This window comes from Thalassobaculum salexigens DSM 19539 (assembly GCF_000423805.1).
GTDB lineage: Bacteria > Pseudomonadota > Alphaproteobacteria > Thalassobaculales > Thalassobaculaceae > Thalassobaculum > Thalassobaculum litoreum.
The window spans coordinates 372,730-388,624 of sequence record NZ_KE384093.1; the positions used below are offsets into that span (position 1 = coordinate 372,730).

General features: G+C 69.9%; 17 protein-coding genes. All 17 read left to right on the forward strand.

The annotated features are described in order from the left end of the window. Window positions 1-59 precede the first annotated feature (59 nt). The 17 genes from G578_RS25025 (at window position 60) to G578_RS0106115 (ending at window position 15,837) form a co-directional block, all read left to right on the forward strand. Window positions 60-548: a hypothetical protein gene (locus tag G578_RS25025; protein ID WP_051244128.1), complete on the forward strand. Its 489-nt coding sequence runs from the start codon at window positions 60-62 to the stop codon at window positions 546-548. After that, window positions 496-1,770, forward strand: coding sequence for a DNA-packaging protein (locus G578_RS0106040; RefSeq protein WP_051244131.1), 1,275 nt, complete (start codon window positions 496-498; stop codon window positions 1,768-1,770). Before G578_RS25025 ends, G578_RS0106040 begins: the two co-directional genes overlap by 53 nt. A gap of 175 nt (window positions 1,771-1,945) precedes the next feature. Beyond that, window positions 1,946-2,350 carry a phage tail terminator-like protein gene (locus tag G578_RS0106045; RefSeq protein WP_028793466.1) on the forward strand — a complete coding sequence of 135 codons (405 nt, stop codon included), beginning with the start codon at window positions 1,946-1,948 and terminating at the stop codon, window positions 2,348-2,350. 16 nt (window positions 2,351-2,366) lie between these two features. Then, complete coding sequence (locus G578_RS25030; RefSeq protein ID WP_084618718.1) at window positions 2,367-3,719, forward strand: DUF4055 domain-containing protein; 1,353 nt, start codon at window positions 2,367-2,369, stop codon at window positions 3,717-3,719. A gap of 25 nt (window positions 3,720-3,744) precedes the next feature. Then, window positions 3,745-4,377, forward strand: coding sequence for a hypothetical protein (locus tag G578_RS0106055; protein WP_028793467.1), 633 nt, complete (start codon window positions 3,745-3,747; stop codon window positions 4,375-4,377). A 115-nt stretch (window positions 4,378-4,492) separates the two neighbouring features. Next, window positions 4,493-5,647: a major capsid protein gene (locus G578_RS0106060; protein ID WP_028793468.1), complete on the forward strand. Its 1,155-nt coding sequence runs from the start codon at window positions 4,493-4,495 to the stop codon at window positions 5,645-5,647. A 120-nt stretch (window positions 5,648-5,767) separates the two neighbouring features. After that, window positions 5,768-6,022, forward strand: a complete 255-nt coding sequence (locus tag G578_RS0106065) for a hypothetical protein (RefSeq protein WP_028793469.1) — start codon at window positions 5,768-5,770, stop codon at window positions 6,020-6,022. Between the two features lie 13 nt (window positions 6,023-6,035). After that, window positions 6,036-6,506, forward strand: a complete 471-nt coding sequence (locus tag G578_RS25035; RefSeq protein ID WP_051244132.1) for a DnaT-like ssDNA-binding protein — start codon at window positions 6,036-6,038, stop codon at window positions 6,504-6,506. After that, entirely contained in the window at window positions 6,503-6,877 is a 375-nt protein-coding gene (locus tag G578_RS0106075) for a hypothetical protein (RefSeq protein WP_028793470.1), read from the forward strand. Before G578_RS25035 ends, G578_RS0106075 begins: the two co-directional genes overlap by 4 nt. Window positions 6,878-6,919: 42 nt before the next feature. After that, window positions 6,920-8,089, forward strand: coding sequence for a phage tail tube protein (locus G578_RS0106080; protein WP_028793471.1), 1,170 nt, complete (start codon window positions 6,920-6,922; stop codon window positions 8,087-8,089). A 26-nt stretch (window positions 8,090-8,115) separates the two neighbouring features. After that, window positions 8,116-8,571, forward strand: coding sequence for a hypothetical protein (locus G578_RS25040; RefSeq protein ID WP_038013718.1), 456 nt, complete (start codon window positions 8,116-8,118; stop codon window positions 8,569-8,571). Then, window positions 8,529-8,891, forward strand: a complete 363-nt coding sequence (locus G578_RS0106090) for a phage tail assembly chaperone (protein WP_028793472.1) — start codon at window positions 8,529-8,531, stop codon at window positions 8,889-8,891. The genes G578_RS25040 and G578_RS0106090 overlap by 43 nt, the downstream gene beginning before the upstream one ends. A 30-nt stretch (window positions 8,892-8,921) precedes the next feature. Next, window positions 8,922-12,425, forward strand: a complete 3,504-nt coding sequence (locus tag G578_RS0106095) for a coiled-coil domain-containing protein (protein ID WP_028793473.1) — start codon at window positions 8,922-8,924, stop codon at window positions 12,423-12,425. After that, a complete protein-coding gene (locus tag G578_RS0106100) occupies window positions 12,422-13,939 on the forward strand; it encodes a hypothetical protein (protein WP_028793474.1) in 1,518 nt (505 codons plus the stop codon). The genes G578_RS0106095 and G578_RS0106100 overlap by 4 nt, the downstream gene beginning before the upstream one ends. A 7-nt stretch (window positions 13,940-13,946) precedes the next feature. Continuing rightward, window positions 13,947-14,801, forward strand: a complete 855-nt coding sequence (locus G578_RS0106105; RefSeq protein ID WP_028793475.1) for a hypothetical protein — start codon at window positions 13,947-13,949, stop codon at window positions 14,799-14,801. 39 nt (window positions 14,802-14,840) lie between these two features. After that, window positions 14,841-15,359 carry a hypothetical protein gene (locus G578_RS0106110; RefSeq protein ID WP_028793476.1) on the forward strand — a complete coding sequence of 173 codons (519 nt, stop codon included), beginning with the start codon at window positions 14,841-14,843 and terminating at the stop codon, window positions 15,357-15,359. Between the two features lie 52 nt (window positions 15,360-15,411). After that, window positions 15,412-15,837 carry a hypothetical protein gene (locus tag G578_RS0106115; RefSeq protein WP_028793477.1) on the forward strand — a complete coding sequence of 142 codons (426 nt, stop codon included), beginning with the start codon at window positions 15,412-15,414 and terminating at the stop codon, window positions 15,835-15,837. Window positions 15,838-15,895 lie beyond the last annotated feature (58 nt).

A 15,895-nucleotide genomic window follows, 5' to 3' on the forward strand; every position in this document is an offset into this window, starting at 1 on the left:
CCGTCAGACGGGCCGTCCCTCCAGGGGCGGCCCGTTTGCGTTTGCGACCGGAGGCCGCCATGCCCGCGCAGATTTGGACGCCCGCCCGCCGCGCCAAGTTCCTGAAGAAGCTCGCCGAAACCGGCAACGTGTCCGCGGCGGCCCGCGCCGCCAAGGCCTCGCGCTCCCGCGCCTATCAACTCAAGACCGAGGATGCCGGGTTCGCGGAGGAGTGGTCCGAGGCGCTGGAGATGGCGACCGACGCGCTGGATGCCGAGGCGCGCCGCCGCGCCATGGACGGGGTGGACACGCCGCGCTTCCACCAGGGCCAGATCGCCGGGACGGTGAAGAAGTATTCCGATTCTCTGCTGATGTTCCTGCTGCGGGCCCACCGGCCCGACCTCTATCGCGAGCGTACCGCTGCCGCCAACAGCAGACAGGACGACCATGACGATTCCGAAGACTATACCGGCGCCCGCGACGCCCTCGCCGACCGACTTGCGCGCCTTGATCCGGATGCGGGGGACGGGCCCGACGGCGGCACGGACCCTGCTGGAGGGGCTTACTGATCGGGATGCCGCCCACCTGCTGCACGACTGGCCGCTCTGGGCGCGGGCCAAGCAGCTTCCGCCGCCGGGCGACTGGCGGGTGTGGCTCATATTGGCCGGCCGTGGTTTCGGCAAGACCCGCACCGGCGCCGAGTGGGTCCGCGCCCTGGCCGAGGGTCAGCGCGCTGGTCGCATCGCCCTGGTGGGCGAGACCGCGAGCGACGCCCGCTACGTGATGGTGGAGGGGGAGAGCGGGCTTCTGGCCTGCTGCCCGCCCTGGGCCCGGCCGCTCTACGAGCCGTCGAAGCGGCGGGTGACCTGGCCGAACGGGGCGATGGCGACCTGCTTCTCGGCGGACGATCCGGACCAGCTCCGCGGCCCGCAATTCGATGCCGCCTGGGCCGACGAGATCGCGAAATGGCGCTACGAGGCGGCCTGGGACAACTTGATGCTCGGTCTGCGTCTCGGGCTCGACCCGCGCTGTGTGGCCACGACCACGCCGAAGCCGCGGGCCTGGCTGTCGCGGCTAATGGCCGATCCGCGCACCATGGTGACCCGGGGCGGCACGCGGGAGAACGCGGCCAATCTGGCGCCGGCGTTCCTGGATCAGATCCTGGCGCGCTACGACGGCACCCGCCTGGGCCGCCAGGAGATCGAGGGCGAGTATCTGGTCGACACGCCGGGCGCGCTGTGGACCCGTGGGCTGCTGGCCGCCTCCCGGGCGGACGGAGCGGTGCCGGACCTGGCGCGGATCGTGGTCGCGGTCGATCCGGCGGTGACCAGCGGAGCGGAGTCCGACGAGACCGGGATCGTGGTCGCCGGCCGCGATGCGGCGAACGGTTTCTGGGTGCTGGAGGATCTGACCGCCCGGCTGAGCCCGGATCTCTGGGCGCGGCGGGCGGTGGAGGCCTATGGCCGGCACCGGGCCGACGCGGTGGTCTGCGAGGTGAATCAGGGCGGCGACCTGGTGGCGGCGACCCTGCGCACGGTCGACCCGGCCCTGCCGGTGCGCGCGGTGCGCGCCACCCGCGGCAAGCGCCTGCGGGCCGAGCCGGTCGCCGCCCTCTACGAACAGGGCAAGGTGCGCCATGCCGGTGCCTTCCCCGAGCTGGAGGACCAGATGACGAGCTTCACCGGGGGATCGGGAGAGGCGTCACCGGATCGGCTGGACGCGCTGGTCTGGGCCCTGACCGACCTGATGTCCGGCCCGCTGGCGGCGGAGAGCAGGGAGTTTCTGATCTGAGGTGCCACTCGTGTCTTGCGCCACTTCGCGGATTTGTTCCGGGGCCCACGCCGGGAACGGCAAGGACGGAGATCGTCCTTCTCCGTCCCTTTCTCTGAAGAGTGGGCCCCGGAATAAATCCGGGGAGTGAGGAGAGGTCGCATGGGGAGAGTCCGGACCGGGAGAGGAGAGCCGCATGACCTATGACGAGGCGCGCGCCGCCCTGGAGGGCCTGTTCGCCGGCGGCTGGTCCGCCACGCCGATCGCCTACGAGAACGTCGCCTTCACCCCGCCGGCGGGGCTGGGCCCCTGGATCCGGCTTGCGGTCGAGAGCGGGGAGACGGTGCAGGCGTCGTTCGGCGGTACGCCCAGGCGGTTCCGCAGCACCGGGACCCTGAAGGCGGTCGTCCATGTGGCGAAGGGCACCGGCACCGCCGGAGCCTATCGCCTGTCGGATCAGATCGGCGCGCTGATCGCATCGGCCGCCATCCCCGGCCTCGCCCTGGAAGCGGCGGCCCCGGCGTCGGAGGCCGGCCAGGCGGACGGCCCCTACTTCCGCCTGACCGTCGCCGTCCCGTTCTGGCACGACGACTTCCGCTGACCTATCGGAGATCAAGATGAGACAGCGCGCGAATAGCCCCGCGGTGGCGAGCGGCGAGGCGGATGTCGCCACCCCCTGCTCCGCCTGGCACGCCATGGCCCCGGACTGGGAGCTGATCGGCGACCTGCAGGGCGGCACACGGGCGATGCGGGCGGCGGGCGAACGCTGGCTGCCGCGCGAGCCGCGGGAAAGCCTGGAGGCCTATCGCATCCGGCTGTCGCGCACGGTGCTGTTCAACGGCTTCGGCCGGGCGGTGCAGACCCTGTCGGGCAAGCCCTTCGCCAAACCGGCCAGCCTCGGCGACGGCGCCGATCCCCGCATCCGGGCCCTGTGCCGCGACCTCGATCTCGGCGGCCGCGACCTGACCACCTTCGCCCGCGACGTGCTGCGCGCTGCCCTGACCGACGGGGTGACTCACCTGCTGGTCGACTATCCCGAGGCGCGCGACGGCGTGGAGACCCTGCACGACGAGCGCCGCCGAGGCGCGCGACCGTACTGCGTCCACGTCCCGGCCCGCGATCTGATCGGTTGGCGGGCCGGCGACGGCGGGACGCTGGAGCGGCTGCGCATCCGCGAGACGGTGGTCGAGCGTGCTGGCGCCTGGGGCGAGCGGGTGGTGCCGCAGGTCCGGGTACTGGAGCCCGGCCGCTGGACGGTCTGGCGCAAGCCCGACAGCTCCGAGGATGCGCGCTGGCGCCAGGTAGCGGGCGGGGAGACCAGCCTGGACCGGATCCCGTTCGTCTCGATCTATGCCGGCCGCACCGGCTTCCTGACCGCCCGGCCGCCGCTGATGGACCTGGCCTGGCTCAACCTCGCCCATTGGCAGTCGAGCTCGGACCAGCGGCATATCTTGCATGTGGCCCGCGTGCCGATCCTGTTCGCCCGGAACCTGAAGGTCGGCGAGGACGGGGTCGAGATCGGCCCGAACCGGCTGATCCTGGGCGACGGTGACGCCGCCGACCTGCGCTATGTGGAGCATTCCGGCGCCGCCATCGCCGCCGGCCGCCAGGACCTGGTGGACCTGGAGGACCGCATGGCGGTGATGGGCCTTGACCTGCTGGTCGGCCGCACCGGCGGGGCGACCGCGACCGAACGCGCCATCGACGCCGCCCGCGCCGACAGCGCTTTGGCCGGTCTGGTGCGCGAGGTGGAGGAGGGGCTGACCCGCGCGCTGGGCCTCGCCGCGGAGTGGATGGACTTGCCGCCGGACAGTGCCGGCCGCGTCACCCTCGATCCCGACATGGGGCTCGACGCCCGGGAGGCCCAGGAGGTCGACCTGCTGCTGCGCGCCCGCATCGCCGGCGAGATCGACCGGCCGACCTTCCTCGCCGAGATCCGTCGGCGCGGCATTCTCGCCGACCTCGCCTGAGCTTTCACCGGACGGAGACCGACCGATGCCGCTTCCCGCTTACGTGGACACCTTGGACGCGCTGCCGGAGGCGGTGCGGGCCTTTTACGTGGAGACTGAGGACGGCCGCTGGCGCCTCGACGCCGAGGGGGTGGAGGACGTCTCCGGCCTGAAATCGGCGCTGGAGAAGGAACGGGCCGAGCGCAAGGCGCTGAAGGCCGAACTCGCCGCCCGCGACGGTGTGGAGGAAGAGCCGGTCGAGCCCGACCCCACTCCGCAGCCCGATCCCGAACCGGCACCCCCGGCTCCCGAACCGGACCGCGCCGTCGCCCTGGAAGCCCGGCTCATGGAAGCCGAGGCCCGCGCCGCCATCCAGGCCGCCCATGGGGTGCCGGAACTGCTGCTACCGGTGGTGGCGTCCCACCTCTCGATGGCCGAGGACGGGACCATCGCCGCGATGACGGGCGATGGCACGACCCTGTCTGTGGCCGAGCTGGTGGAGGCCCTGCGCGCCGATCCGGTCTACGGCCGGGCTTTCGACGCCTCGGGCAAGGGCGGCAGCGGTGCGCCGGTCGCCGGTCGCGGCGACGCCGGACCTGTGACGGTCTCCGCCTCCGACCCCCGCGCCGTCGCCCGCCACATCGCCGACATCGCCGCCGGAAGGGTTCGGGTGGCGTAGCGACGGCACGATCCTTCAAGCACCGGCCCGGGCGGCCGGAGCCTGACCCTACGCGCCTTGGCGGGATGCCGGAGCGACCCCCCTTTTTTCCTCATCCCTTCACAAGGAGTTCGTCATGGCGAACAGCCTCTCCGACATCATGCCGAAGATCCTGGCGCGCGGTCTGATGGCCCTGCGCGAGCAGGCGGTCATGCCCCGCCTGGTCAATTCCGACTATTCCTCCGACGCGGCGAAGAAGGGCGACACGATCGACGTGCCGCTGCCCAGCGCCATCGCGGCGACCGACGTCACGCCGTCGAACACTCCGCCGGTGCCGACCTCGCTGGCGGCCAATGTGGTGCAGATCCAGCTCAACAACTGGAAACGCGCCGGGTTCCACATGACCGACCGCGAGGTCATGGAGATCGACCACGACGAGAGCTTCGTGCCAATGCAGATGTCGGAGGCGATCCGGGCGCTCGCCAACGCGGTGAACGCCAGCGTCCATGCCGAGTATGTCGGCATTCCCGGCTATGTGGGCACCGCCGGCGTCACGCCGTTCGGATCCGACGTGACCGACGCGACCCTGGCGCGCAAGCTGCTGAACCGGCAGCTCGCCCCGCGCAGCGACCGCCGCGGCGTGCTCGACTTCGATGCCGAGACCAACGCCCTCGCACTCGCCCAGTTCTCCGACGCGGAGAAGGTCGGCTCGTCCTCGGTGAAGATCGACGGAGAGGTCGGCCGCAAGTTCGGCATCGACTGGTTCGCCGATGACGGCGTGCCGACCCATGTGTCCGGCACCGCGTCGGACGACGGCACCTACACCATCACCACCGGGGCCGGCGGCACGGCGGGCGATACTTCCGTCACGCTGACCTCCGATACCGGCACGCCGACCCTGGTGACGGGCGACGTGATCTCCTTCGCCGGCCACGACCAGACCTATGTGGTGACGGCGGGGACCGGCCTGACTACCGGCAACACGGTGGTCGCGATCGCGCCGGCGCTGAAATCGACGGTCGCCAACGGCGCGTCGGTGACGGTGCGCGAGAGCCACGTGGTCAACCTGGCCTTCCACCGCGACGCCTTCGCGCTGGCCATGCGGCCGCTGTCGGCCGGGCTCGCCGACTTGTCGCTCGGCAATCAGATCCTGGCCATGACCGACGCCCAGACCGGCCTGTCCCTGCGGCTGGAGGTCAGCCGTCAGTACAAGCAGACGGTCTGGGAGTTCGACGTCCTGTGGGGCGTCAAGCTGGTCCGCCCGGAATTGGCCGTGCGCATCGCCGGCTGAGCTTCCCGAAGTCCCTCCCGCCCGGCCGTTCCCCACCGGCCGGGATCCTGCCGGGGCCGGTCCGTTCGCGCGGACCGGCCCCGGCTTTTTTGTGCCCGAGCTTTGCCGAAGGAGATGCCCGTGTCCGATGTCGAGATCCTACCGACGGTCGTGCTCGAGCATGCCCGCACCGGCCAGCCGATCGTCGTGGATCACCGCGACTACATGGCGCGCAAGGACGGCCGCTACGCCGACTGGCGGCTGCTGGGCCAGGGCGACTTCATCGCCCCGCCACCGCTGCCGAGTGAGGAACCGCGCGCACCCGTGCCGCCGGCGAGTCCCGCCGCCTGTCCCACGAAAACCCGCAAGCGCCGCCGTCGGCGGCAGCGAAGCTGATCGGAGGCCGACCATGACCGTCACCGCCGGAACCGACGTCTATACGAGCCTCGCCGAGGCCGATGCCTATTTCGCCGCCCGCGCTGTCGCCGACTGGGCGGACGCGACCGTGGCCGAGCGCGAGGCGGGCCTGCTGCGGGCCACCGCCTATCTCGACGGCCGCTATCGCTGGATCGGCACGCGGGCCGTCGGCGAACAACCGCTCGGCTGGCCTCGCCTGGGGGCGACCGACGCGGAGGGCCGCACCCATACGGGCATCCCCGCAGCGGTAAGGCACGCCTGCGCCGAACTGGCCTGGATCGCCCTGTCCTACGAACTGGCTCCCCAGGTCGAGCGCGGCGGGCGGGTCCTGTCCGAGCGGGTCGGATCGGTGGAGGTGAGCTATGCCGAGACCGCGCCGGTGGGCAGGGCCTATCCCTTCATCGACCTGCTGCTGGCCGGTCTCGTGCGGTCGGCGGCGGCCGCCGCGGTGATCCGGGCATGACCCGGCTCGGCGACACGCTGCGGCCGATGGTGGCCGGGCTGATCGAGCGGGCCGGCGCGCCCATGACCCTGCGCCGGGCCGGTGTCCCGAGCTATGACCCGACGGCCGGCGCTGTCACCGAATCCACCGTGGACGTGGCGTTGAGCGGCGTTCTGGAAGAAGTGGAAACCGGCCATGCCGACGGCGTGGTGCGCCGGGGCGACCGGCTCGTCACCGTCGCCGCGGAATCCCTAAGAACCAATGGTCTGCAGATCGACCCGGCGCCGGGCGACGATCTGGTGATCGGCGGCGACCTGCACCGTGTGGTGTCGGTCACCGCCACCTATGCCGGCGCCAAGCCGGCGGTGTTCCGCCTGCACGTCCGCCGCTGATCCATCCCCCCTGTCTAATCCCATGTCGAAGGAGACGGCACCATGGCCGACACCAGTCGCGCACAGCTCTACAGCCTGAAGGAGTCGGTCTGGGGCACCACCCCGGCCTCGGCGATGACGCAGCTTCGCTATACGTCCGAGAGCCTCGGCTACAACATCAGCAACGTGACCAGTAACGAGGTCCGCTCCGACCGTCAGATCGTCGACCTGATCCAGGTCGGGGCCGAGGCCTCGGGCAACGTGGATTTCGAGCTGAGCTACGGCGCTCATGACGCCTTCCTGGCGGGGGCGCTGTTCTCGGACTGGGGCACCCCGGTGGCGGTCTCGGTCGCCGACGACATCGCCGCCTCCAATGCCGGCAGCGCCTTCACCGGCACGGTCACGGATTTCACCGGGGCCGGGATCGTCGTCGGGCAGTGGCTGCGGGTGACCGGCTTCGCCGCGTCGTCGGGCGCCAATAACGGTTACTACCAGGTCACCAGCGTGGCGGCGAACAGCCTCGGCGTCTCGCCGGCGCCCGTGGCGGACGAGGCGGCGGCCGGACTGACCGTCGACATGATCGGCTCGGTCCTGCGCAACGGGGTGACGGAAAGCTCCTTCACCCTGGAGAAGGCCTTCACCGATGTGGGCAAGTTCATCGCCTTCACCGGCATGGTCGCCAACACCCTGAGCCTCGACATCCAGACCGGCCAGGTGCTGCGCGGATCGGCCACCTTCATGGGCAAGGCGGCGACCATCGCCGACGCTACCGTCGGCACCGGTGCCGCCCAGGCCGCGCCGGTCAACGACGTGATGAACGCGGTCTCCAATATCGGCGAGGTGCGCGAGGCGGGGGTGGTGCTGGCGGGTACGGTCCTGCGCGCGCTCTCGGTGCGGGTCGCCAACGGGCTGCGCGGCATCCAGGCGGTGGGCGCGCTCGGCAACGTCGATATCGGCGCCGGCCGCTGCACCGTGACCGGCAGCGTGTCGATCTATTTCTCCGACGGTGCCTGGTACCAGAAGTACCTGGCCGGGACCGAAACCTCCCTGTCCTTCCGCGTCCAGGACGGCGACGGCAACGCCTATGTGGTCAGCCTTCCCAAGGTGAAGCTGACCGGCGGGCGGGTCCAGGCCGGCGGCAACGACCGCGACGTGATGGCCGATTTCGACTTCCAGGCCCTGCGCGATCCCGACACCGACTGCAGCATCCAGATCGACCGGTTCGCCGCCTGACACCAGAGACCCCAAGGAGACGACCCATGGACCTGAGCCGTTTCAAGACCGACACCGCGCGTGAGGACGAGGGCGTGTGGACCACCATCGACGCCTCCTCCGATGCCCAGATCCGTCTGGCACGGATCGGCAACCGCCGCTATCGCGAGGCCATGGCCCGGCGCCTGAAGCCCTATCGGCGGGCGCTGCGGGCGGGCTCGCTGGACGAGTCCGTGACCGAGCGGATCACCGCCGAGGTGCTGGCCGAGACCGTGCTGCTCGACTGGCGCGGGCTGACCGCCGGCGACGCGCCGCTGCCCTACAGCCGCGAGACGGCCTGCGATCTGCTGCTGAACCCGGCCTATCGCGACTTCCGCGATCTGGTCGTGGAACTGGCGGGCGAACTGGACCTGTACCGGGAGCGCGACCTGGAGGATGCGGAAAAAAACTCCGCGACGTCGTGCGGTGGCAGTTCGACTGGGGCGACCGGGTCGACTTCCTGAAGACGCTGGCGGCCCAGTCCGGCCGGGAGCCGGCGGCGCTGGCCGACCGGCCGGAACTCTACGAGGACCTGTACGAGGTGGCGGAAGCCTTCGCCACCCTATCGGCCAGCCGGAGCCTGTCCATGGGGCTCGGCGGGGCGGTCGCAAATCCCATCGCCCTGGCCGAAATCGACGCCTATTGCCGGCTCGCCGGGATCACGGATACGGCCGAGTTCTACCGGCTGATCCGGGCGATGGACGGCGCCTATCTGGAACGCGTCCGGGCCCGGCGGGCCGATGGAGCCGCGGCCCCGCGTCCTCATGATTCGACGTCTTCCTGATCCCGCAATCAACTGACCTTGGAGCCGGCGATGCTGCTGGATGCCGCGAACAGATCGGGTGCCTGGGTGCGTGGCGAGCACCTGGACCAGGTGAACGCCTCCCTGCGCGCGCTCGCCGAGGCGGCGGTGCGGGCGGAAGGCGCCTTCGCCCGGCTGGTGGCGCAGGTCGCGACGCCGGCGGCCCTGCCGGAAACCGGATGCGCTCTCCAGGGGCTGGTGGACGACGTGGTGCGCGGGATCGGCTTCGCGGGCGACCGCCTGAGCGAGGGCATCCTGCGGGGCAACGAGCGGGCCGCCGACCGCTCCGTGGCGGTGTGGGATCGCTTCGGCGACCGCATGATCCGGATGTTCGGCAATCTGTTCGAGCAGGTCGCCCGGGACGGCGAGATCAGCTTTTCCTCCCTGTTCCGCTCCATCGTTCCCATCGCCACGGCCGTGTTCCGTCAGCTCGGCGTGCTTGGTGGGGGTGGCGGGCTCGGGTTCGATCTGTCGGGCCTGCTGGGCGGAAGCGGCGGCGGTCCGAGCCTCGGCTCGCTGCTTGGCGCCGGCTCCTCGCTGATCGGCCTGGCGACCGGCGGCGGACCGTTCGGCGGGATCTTCGGCGGCACTTTCGGCGGTAGCCTTGGCGTCCTGGGGGCCGCGAGCCCCTATATCGCCGGGGCGCTGACTCTGGCGCAGGTTCTGGGGCCGGCGCTCTTCGCCCCGTCTCCCTCGGTCGGTCCGACCACCGTCGCCCGGGTCTCGCCCGATACCGGCGAGGCGGTCTATTCCGCCGACAACGGAGGCGATCCTTCGGCCCTGGTCGACACCGTCGATGCCATCTTCGCCGGGATCGAGCGCGTGCAGTCCCGCTTCGGCGGCGTGCTCAACGGCAACGGCTTCGATATCGGCTATTTCCCCAACCCCGAGGACGGATCGGGCCAGACCGGCGGCTACAACTTCAAGGCCATCATCGGCGCCCAGGCGGAGGACGCGGACCGGTTCCGCGGCCTCACCGAGGCCGAGCTGGTCGCCGAGGCGGTGAAGTTCATCGTCCGCGAGGGGCTGGAGGGTATCGACGCGCCCGACGTCGCCGAAGCGGCGAAGCACTCCGTGGCCGACAGCCTGGAAGCGCTGTTCGACGACCTGATCTTCGCCGAACGCTTCGGCGCCCTGCGCGACGCACTCTCCGAGGCCGGCGACGGGGTCGATGCCTATACGGTCGCGCTGCAGCGCCAGCGGCTCGGGATCCAGGAGACCGGACGCACCCTGGCCACCGACGGAGTGGAGGCGATCCGCACGTTCCTGGACCGGGCGATGAGTCTGTTTCCGGGCGAGGAAGCTCTGTCTTCGCAAGATGGCTCGGCCGGGGACGATGGGGTCGGAATCGGCGCCCCGGTTCCCGATGCCGGCACGACCCTTCTGTATGAGCAGGACGAGGGGTCACCTCGGTTCCAGCCGGGCGTCACCGGTGTCTACGACGAGACGGAGAACACGCTTGTCGGCCTCGGCGTCGCCGGCCGGACCCTGACCTTCGCCGGTGGGGAGCGTACCGACGAGGGGCGGCCGTATGGCGATCAGACACTGTCCGACGGCATGATCGAGGTCGTCGGGGGCGCGGTCTCGATTGCCGACGAGGCCCTGCGGGATCTGGTGGCCACCGCCTCCGACCTCGGTCAGGCGGTGGAGCGGACCACCGAGCGGTCCCAGGCGTATCTCGACAACCAGCAGCGGGTGCGCGACGCTTTCGCCATCGCCGCGGCGGATGTGGATGGCCTGATCGAGACGATTGCCGGCGGTTTCGAGCTGGAGACGATCGGGCCGTTCGAGGAGCGCCTGATCGCCGGCACGGCGGCCATCGGCCAGTTGCAGGGCGAGCTGGAACGGATAAACGAGGACATCGCCGAGGCCACACGGGTATTTCCGGATCTGGGTGTCGCCGCCATCGACGTGGCCGAAAAGGTGGCCGAGGCCACCGCTCTGCTGACGGCGCAGCTTCGCTCCGACTACACGGATCAGGTGGCCCGCGAACTGCGCGAGGCGCGCGGGCTTGGGGCGGTCGACGGCGTGGCGGTGCTGAGCCGGGAGTATCAGGATCGCCGTGCCGACGGAGAGGCGATCGGCATCACAGATTTCTCGGAACTGGAAGCGCTGTACCGGGAGCGGCTGCTCGCCCTGCTGGACGGCAGCGACGACCTGGCCGGGGTCCTGGATCAGCTCGGCGCCTCGTTCTCCGATCTGCAGGCATCCGGTTCGCTGCTGCCGGAGGTGCTCGCCGAGCTGAGCGACTCCTTCACCGAAGAGTTGGAGCGAGACGCGCGGTCCGCCGCCGGGCTGGGTATCGTCGACGGCGTCGCCGACCGGCTCACCGAGTATGACGACCGGCGATCGGTCGGCGAGGCGATGGGACTGACCGACCTATCGGATCTCGACGCCGTCCTGCGCGATCAGCTCTCCGATCTGTTCAGCCCCGACGTCCTCGATCTGGATGCCATCGAGGCGGTGCGGACGGCCTTCGCCGACAATACGCTGGTCATGGAGGTCCTGACCGACGCCCTGGAGCAGAGCCGCGAGGCCGCCAACGACAACGTGACGACGCAGTTCTCGGTGGCCGACGCCACGCGGCTGGCCAACCGGGAACTCGCCGCTCAGATCGACGAACAGGAGCGGCTCGCCCTCACCGCCGAGCGGGTCATCGACAGCATCGCCGACACGCGGCGCCGCATCACCCTCGACCCGAACCTGTCGACACTGTCGCCCCAGCAGCAGCTCGACGAGGCGCGCAGCTTCTTCGAGACCCTCGCCGCAAGGGCGGCGGAGGGCGACCAGGAGGCCCAGTTCGACCTGGGCGGGGCGGCCGAGGACTATCTGCGGCTGGCGCGCGATTTCTATGCCAGCAACGAGGACTACGCCCGGATCTTCGCCACGGTGGATGGCGCCCTGGGGGAAACCCGGAACGTGGCGGAGCGACAGCTCGATGTCGCCCAGGCGCAGCTCGAGGAGTTGCGGACCATCGCCCGCGGCTTCTCCGGCGATCTGGGCGGCCTACCCAATCCGAACGCGAATTTTGGTCAGGCACCGACCCGCAACCGGATCATTGCCCAACTCACCGGCTATGCCGGGGATTTCGGGTCCGGACAGTTCGGCGCCTTTCGAGCCGGGCTCTCCGACGAGATCAACCGGATCGTCGATCTGCTGGACCAGACCATTCCCTTCGCGGCAGGCGGCATCATGACGGCGCGCGGCTCGCTTCCCCTGACCCGCTATGCCGTCGGCGGTGTGGCGGACAGTCCACAGCTCGCCCTGTTCGGCGAGGGCCGGCTGCCCGAGGCCTTCGTGCCGCTGCCGGACGGCCGATCCATTCCGGTCACCATCGCGGCACCGGCGAACGATCGACCGGCGGTCGCCGGCGGTGAAGACGGCATCGCCGATCTGATCAGCGAGACGCGCCGCATGACCGCGGCGGTGACGGCGATGCGGGCCGACAACGCCGCATTGCGCCGAGGTCTGGAGCGGGTGGTCGCGGCATCCCGCGGCCCGGGCAGGGCGGCATGAGCGCCTTCGACGACCTGATCGCCGACCCGCTGGCCCGGCGGCGCTACCTGGTGATCCTGGAACCCTACGACCCGGCGCTGGAGACCACGGCGCCGCATTACTTCAGCGATGACGGCTTCGTCACCGGCCGGACCGACACGCCGGCCGACACCTATTTCGCCCCGCGGCTGCTGGCGGCCCTGAACTTCGAGCGCCAGCTCTTCGCCGGCGGCCAGCTTTCCGGCCGCTCGGTGCCGGGGGCCGGGACCCTGTTGCTCAACAACGCCGACGGCCTGCTGGACCCGATGACCGCCCTGGCCTTCGACGGGCGGCGGGTTCGGGTGCTGCTGGGGGGCGAGGACTTCGTCTATTCCGAGTTCGAGACGATCTTCGACGGTACGGCAGACGGGGCCGAGTTCGACGATATCAGTGTGACGGTGCGGCTGCGCGACCTGCAGTCCCGCTTCGAGGCCGGGATCGAGCGCGGCACCTATGGCGGCACCGGCGGGCTCGACGGCCGGATCGGCCTGAAGGATCGCGAGAAGCCGCTCGCCTTCGGGCGTGTCTATCACGTCCCGGCCGTGCTCGTGGATCCGGCGACCCTGACCTATCAGGTCCATGACGGCGCCATCGAGGACGTGGACGCGGTCTATGATGCCGGCCTGGCCCTGACCCGGGTGGGCGGCGCTCCGTCGGCAGGGCAGTTCAGCGTCGATACCGCCGCCGGCACCTTCCGGCTGGGGGCGTCGGCAGCCGGGACCGTCACAGCGGATGTGCGCGGCGACAAGGCCGGCGGAGTCTACGTGGAAACGGTGGCCGGCCTGATCGCACGTCTTGTCACAACCCGGACCCTGACCGAGGACCCGATACCGATCGATGCCGCCGGCTTCGCGGCCTTCGCCGCCGCCCATGACGACCGCGTGGGCGTGTGGGTTCGCGAGGGCAGCACCATGGGTGAGATCCTGGACGCCCTGGCCGATAGCGTCGGCGCCCATTATGGCTTCAACCGCGCCGGGCGCATGACCATCGGCCGGGTGGAGGCGCCTGGCGAAACGCCGGTGGCGGCCTATTACGACTTCCATGTGCTGGACCTCGAACGGCTCGCCGTCGCCCGCCCTGTGTGGCGCCAGAGCGTCGAGTATCGGCGCTATTGGCAACCGTTGGACGCGGCCTTCGTCGCCGGTGCGGTGGGTGAGGAGGCAAGGGCGGATCTGGCCGAACCGGTGCGCGTCGAGGCCGCCGCCGATCCCGCCCTGCGCATCCGCCACCCGCTGTCAGAGGAGGCGGTGGTAGCCACTCTGCTAACCGAGGCGGCGTCCGCCGAGGACGAAGCGGCCCGGCTGCTGTCGATCTTCGGAGCCGGGCGGGTGGCGTTCCGGGTGCTGCTCAAGACCCAGCCTTTCGCGCTGGAACTCGGGCAGACCGTGCGGCTGACCTATCCCCGCCATGGGCTGGCGGAGGGGCGCAATCTGGTGGTTGTCGGCATGGTCGAGGATTCGGCTGTGAACGAGATCACCCTCGACCTTTGGGGCTAGGAACACGATGGCCAGCATCCTGATCTCGTATCGAAATCATGTGGACGCGGCGACCCTGTCCGGTGGGTCGTGGAGCGGGACGCTGCCGGTGTCCAACCTGGCGGACCGGCAGCCTTCCCGGATTGCCCGCACCTCCGGAACCGATCCGGCGGGAACCGTGGTGACGGTCGATTTCGGAGCGCGCCAACTGGTGCGCTTCGTCGCCCTGATCCACCACAACCTCACCCAATCGGGCCGCTGGCGGATCCGACTCGGCAATGCGCCGGACCTCTCCGCGCCGCTGCATGACACCGGCAATTTCGACATCTGGCCCGCCGCCTTCCCGTTCGGCGTAGGCGCATGGGGCGAATTCAACTGGGGTGGCCGGTTCGACCCCGACGAGGTGGAGACCTACGGCGCCCAGGCGATCCATGCCATCGACCAGCCGGTCCGGGCGCGCTACCTGCGCCTTGACCTGGCCGACCCGGTGAACCCGGCGGGGTTTCTACAGGCCGGCCGGTTGGTGGCCGGGCCGGCCTGGCAACCCTCGGTGAATTTCCAGTACGGCTGGTCGATCGAGCAGGTCGACGAAAGCGAGATAAAGCGCTCCCGGGGCGGCCAGGTATTCGTGAACGCCCGGCCCCGGTTCCGGCGCCTTCGGTTCGTCATCGACCATCTGGAGAAGGACGAGATGTTCGGTCACGCCTACGAGTTGGAGCGGCTCAAGGGAAAGGGCGGCGACATCATGGTCATCGCCGACCCCGAGGACCGGACCCACGCCCATCGGCACACGCTCTACGGCGCGCTGGCAGAGTCGGCTCCGATCATCAACGGCCAGCCCGGCCGTTACTCCCGGCGCTTCGTCGTCGAGGAACTTCTCTGACCGTCGTGCCACCCGATACCGCGAATAGAGGAGCAGTTCATGGCCTGGAGCGTGACCATCGCCGGACGGACCTATACCCAGGAAAATGTGGAGGGCAACGCCTATGCCGACGAGGATAACGGCCTGCCCGCGATTCTCCGGTCGATGGCGGAATCGTCGGCGTTGATCTCCGGCATCTACGCGACGTCCTCCACCGGACATTTCGTGGAGACCGGCAACACGACGCTGACGACGCACCAGGACGCCTCGTCCATCTTCCTGCCGGTCGGGACGATGGTTCGGGTGGCGAGTGCAAGCGACCTTACTGTCTATCTTATTGGTGTCGTCACCTCATTCGTAGGACACAGCTTACAGTTAGACGTAACGATTGCGTCTCAGGGTGGGTATGCGAATGACTGGGTCGTGGGCCATCCATCTACGGTAGTGCGCAGCCTGCTGTTAGACCCTGCACCAAGCCTGAACGCGGACTTGGACGCACGCAATTTCGCCATCCTAAACGCCTCAAATCTGGAGAGCTATGCCGTGACACTCGGGTCGGCGTACGCGCTCAGTCAGTAGGCGTCATCGACGCCGTTCATCCCCTTCCTCAATTCATCCGGAGGACCCAGCGATGGCCCTGACCAACACGCCTGCCTGGCCACAGATGCCGCGATATCAGACGGCCGGAGTGGCGACGGCGAATTCCGCGACGGACGGTTCCGGCACCATCACCGCCCTGCTCGCCGCCGGCGTCAACGGAACGCGCATCACCGGCCTGTATGCCGGGGCATCGGCTACGGTCACGACGACCACCGTCCGCTTCTTCGTCTCCCATAACGCCGGATCGAACTGGACCTATCTGCCGCACCTTGAGGCCCTGATTCCGGCGCATACACTGACCGCGACCACCGTCAATGGCGGGCGGGTCACCGTGATCGATCAGAACGATCCGGTGGATCTGTTCGACCTGCCACCCGATGCGGTGCTGGGGTTCGCCATCGCGGTGAGTATCGTCGGCGGACAGGTGATCGCGGTCGCTATGGGAGCGGACTATTGATGACATCCCCGTCTTCCCGTCCCGTGGCGGGGCCGGCCGGTGATTGCCTCGCTCCGCT

What these genes read in the sequence shown, in the direction of transcription:
- G578_RS0106075 (WP_028793470.1), top strand. Translation starts at nt 6,503, where the DNA reads ATGACCCGGCTCGGCGACACGCTGCGGCCGATGGTGGCCGGGCTGATC.
- G578_RS0106095 (WP_028793473.1), top strand. Translation starts at nt 8,922, where the DNA reads ATGCTGCTGGATGCCGCGAACAGATCGGGTGCCTGGGTGCGTGGCGAG.
- G578_RS0106045 (WP_028793466.1), top strand. Translation starts at nt 1,946, where the DNA reads ATGACCTATGACGAGGCGCGCGCCGCCCTGGAGGGCCTGTTCGCCGGC.
- G578_RS25040 (WP_038013718.1), top strand. Translation starts at nt 8,116, where the DNA reads ATGGACCTGAGCCGTTTCAAGACCGACACCGCGCGTGAGGACGAGGGC.
- G578_RS0106105 (WP_028793475.1), top strand. Translation starts at nt 13,947, where the DNA reads ATGGCCAGCATCCTGATCTCGTATCGAAATCATGTGGACGCGGCGACC.
- G578_RS25035 (WP_051244132.1), top strand. Translation starts at nt 6,036, where the DNA reads ATGACCGTCACCGCCGGAACCGACGTCTATACGAGCCTCGCCGAGGCC.
- G578_RS0106040 (WP_051244131.1), top strand. Translation starts at nt 496, where the DNA reads ATGCGGGGGACGGGCCCGACGGCGGCACGGACCCTGCTGGAGGGGCTT.
- G578_RS0106100 (WP_028793474.1), top strand. Translation starts at nt 12,422, where the DNA reads ATGAGCGCCTTCGACGACCTGATCGCCGACCCGCTGGCCCGGCGGCGC.
- G578_RS0106115 (WP_028793477.1), top strand. Translation starts at nt 15,412, where the DNA reads ATGGCCCTGACCAACACGCCTGCCTGGCCACAGATGCCGCGATATCAG.
- G578_RS0106055 (WP_028793467.1), top strand. Translation starts at nt 3,745, where the DNA reads ATGCCGCTTCCCGCTTACGTGGACACCTTGGACGCGCTGCCGGAGGCG.
- G578_RS25025 (WP_051244128.1), top strand. Translation starts at nt 60, where the DNA reads ATGCCCGCGCAGATTTGGACGCCCGCCCGCCGCGCCAAGTTCCTGAAG.
- G578_RS0106060 (WP_028793468.1), top strand. Translation starts at nt 4,493, where the DNA reads ATGGCGAACAGCCTCTCCGACATCATGCCGAAGATCCTGGCGCGCGGT.
- G578_RS25030 (WP_084618718.1), top strand. Translation starts at nt 2,367, where the DNA reads ATGAGACAGCGCGCGAATAGCCCCGCGGTGGCGAGCGGCGAGGCGGAT.
- G578_RS0106110 (WP_028793476.1), top strand. Translation starts at nt 14,841, where the DNA reads ATGGCCTGGAGCGTGACCATCGCCGGACGGACCTATACCCAGGAAAAT.
- G578_RS0106080 (WP_028793471.1), top strand. Translation starts at nt 6,920, where the DNA reads ATGGCCGACACCAGTCGCGCACAGCTCTACAGCCTGAAGGAGTCGGTC.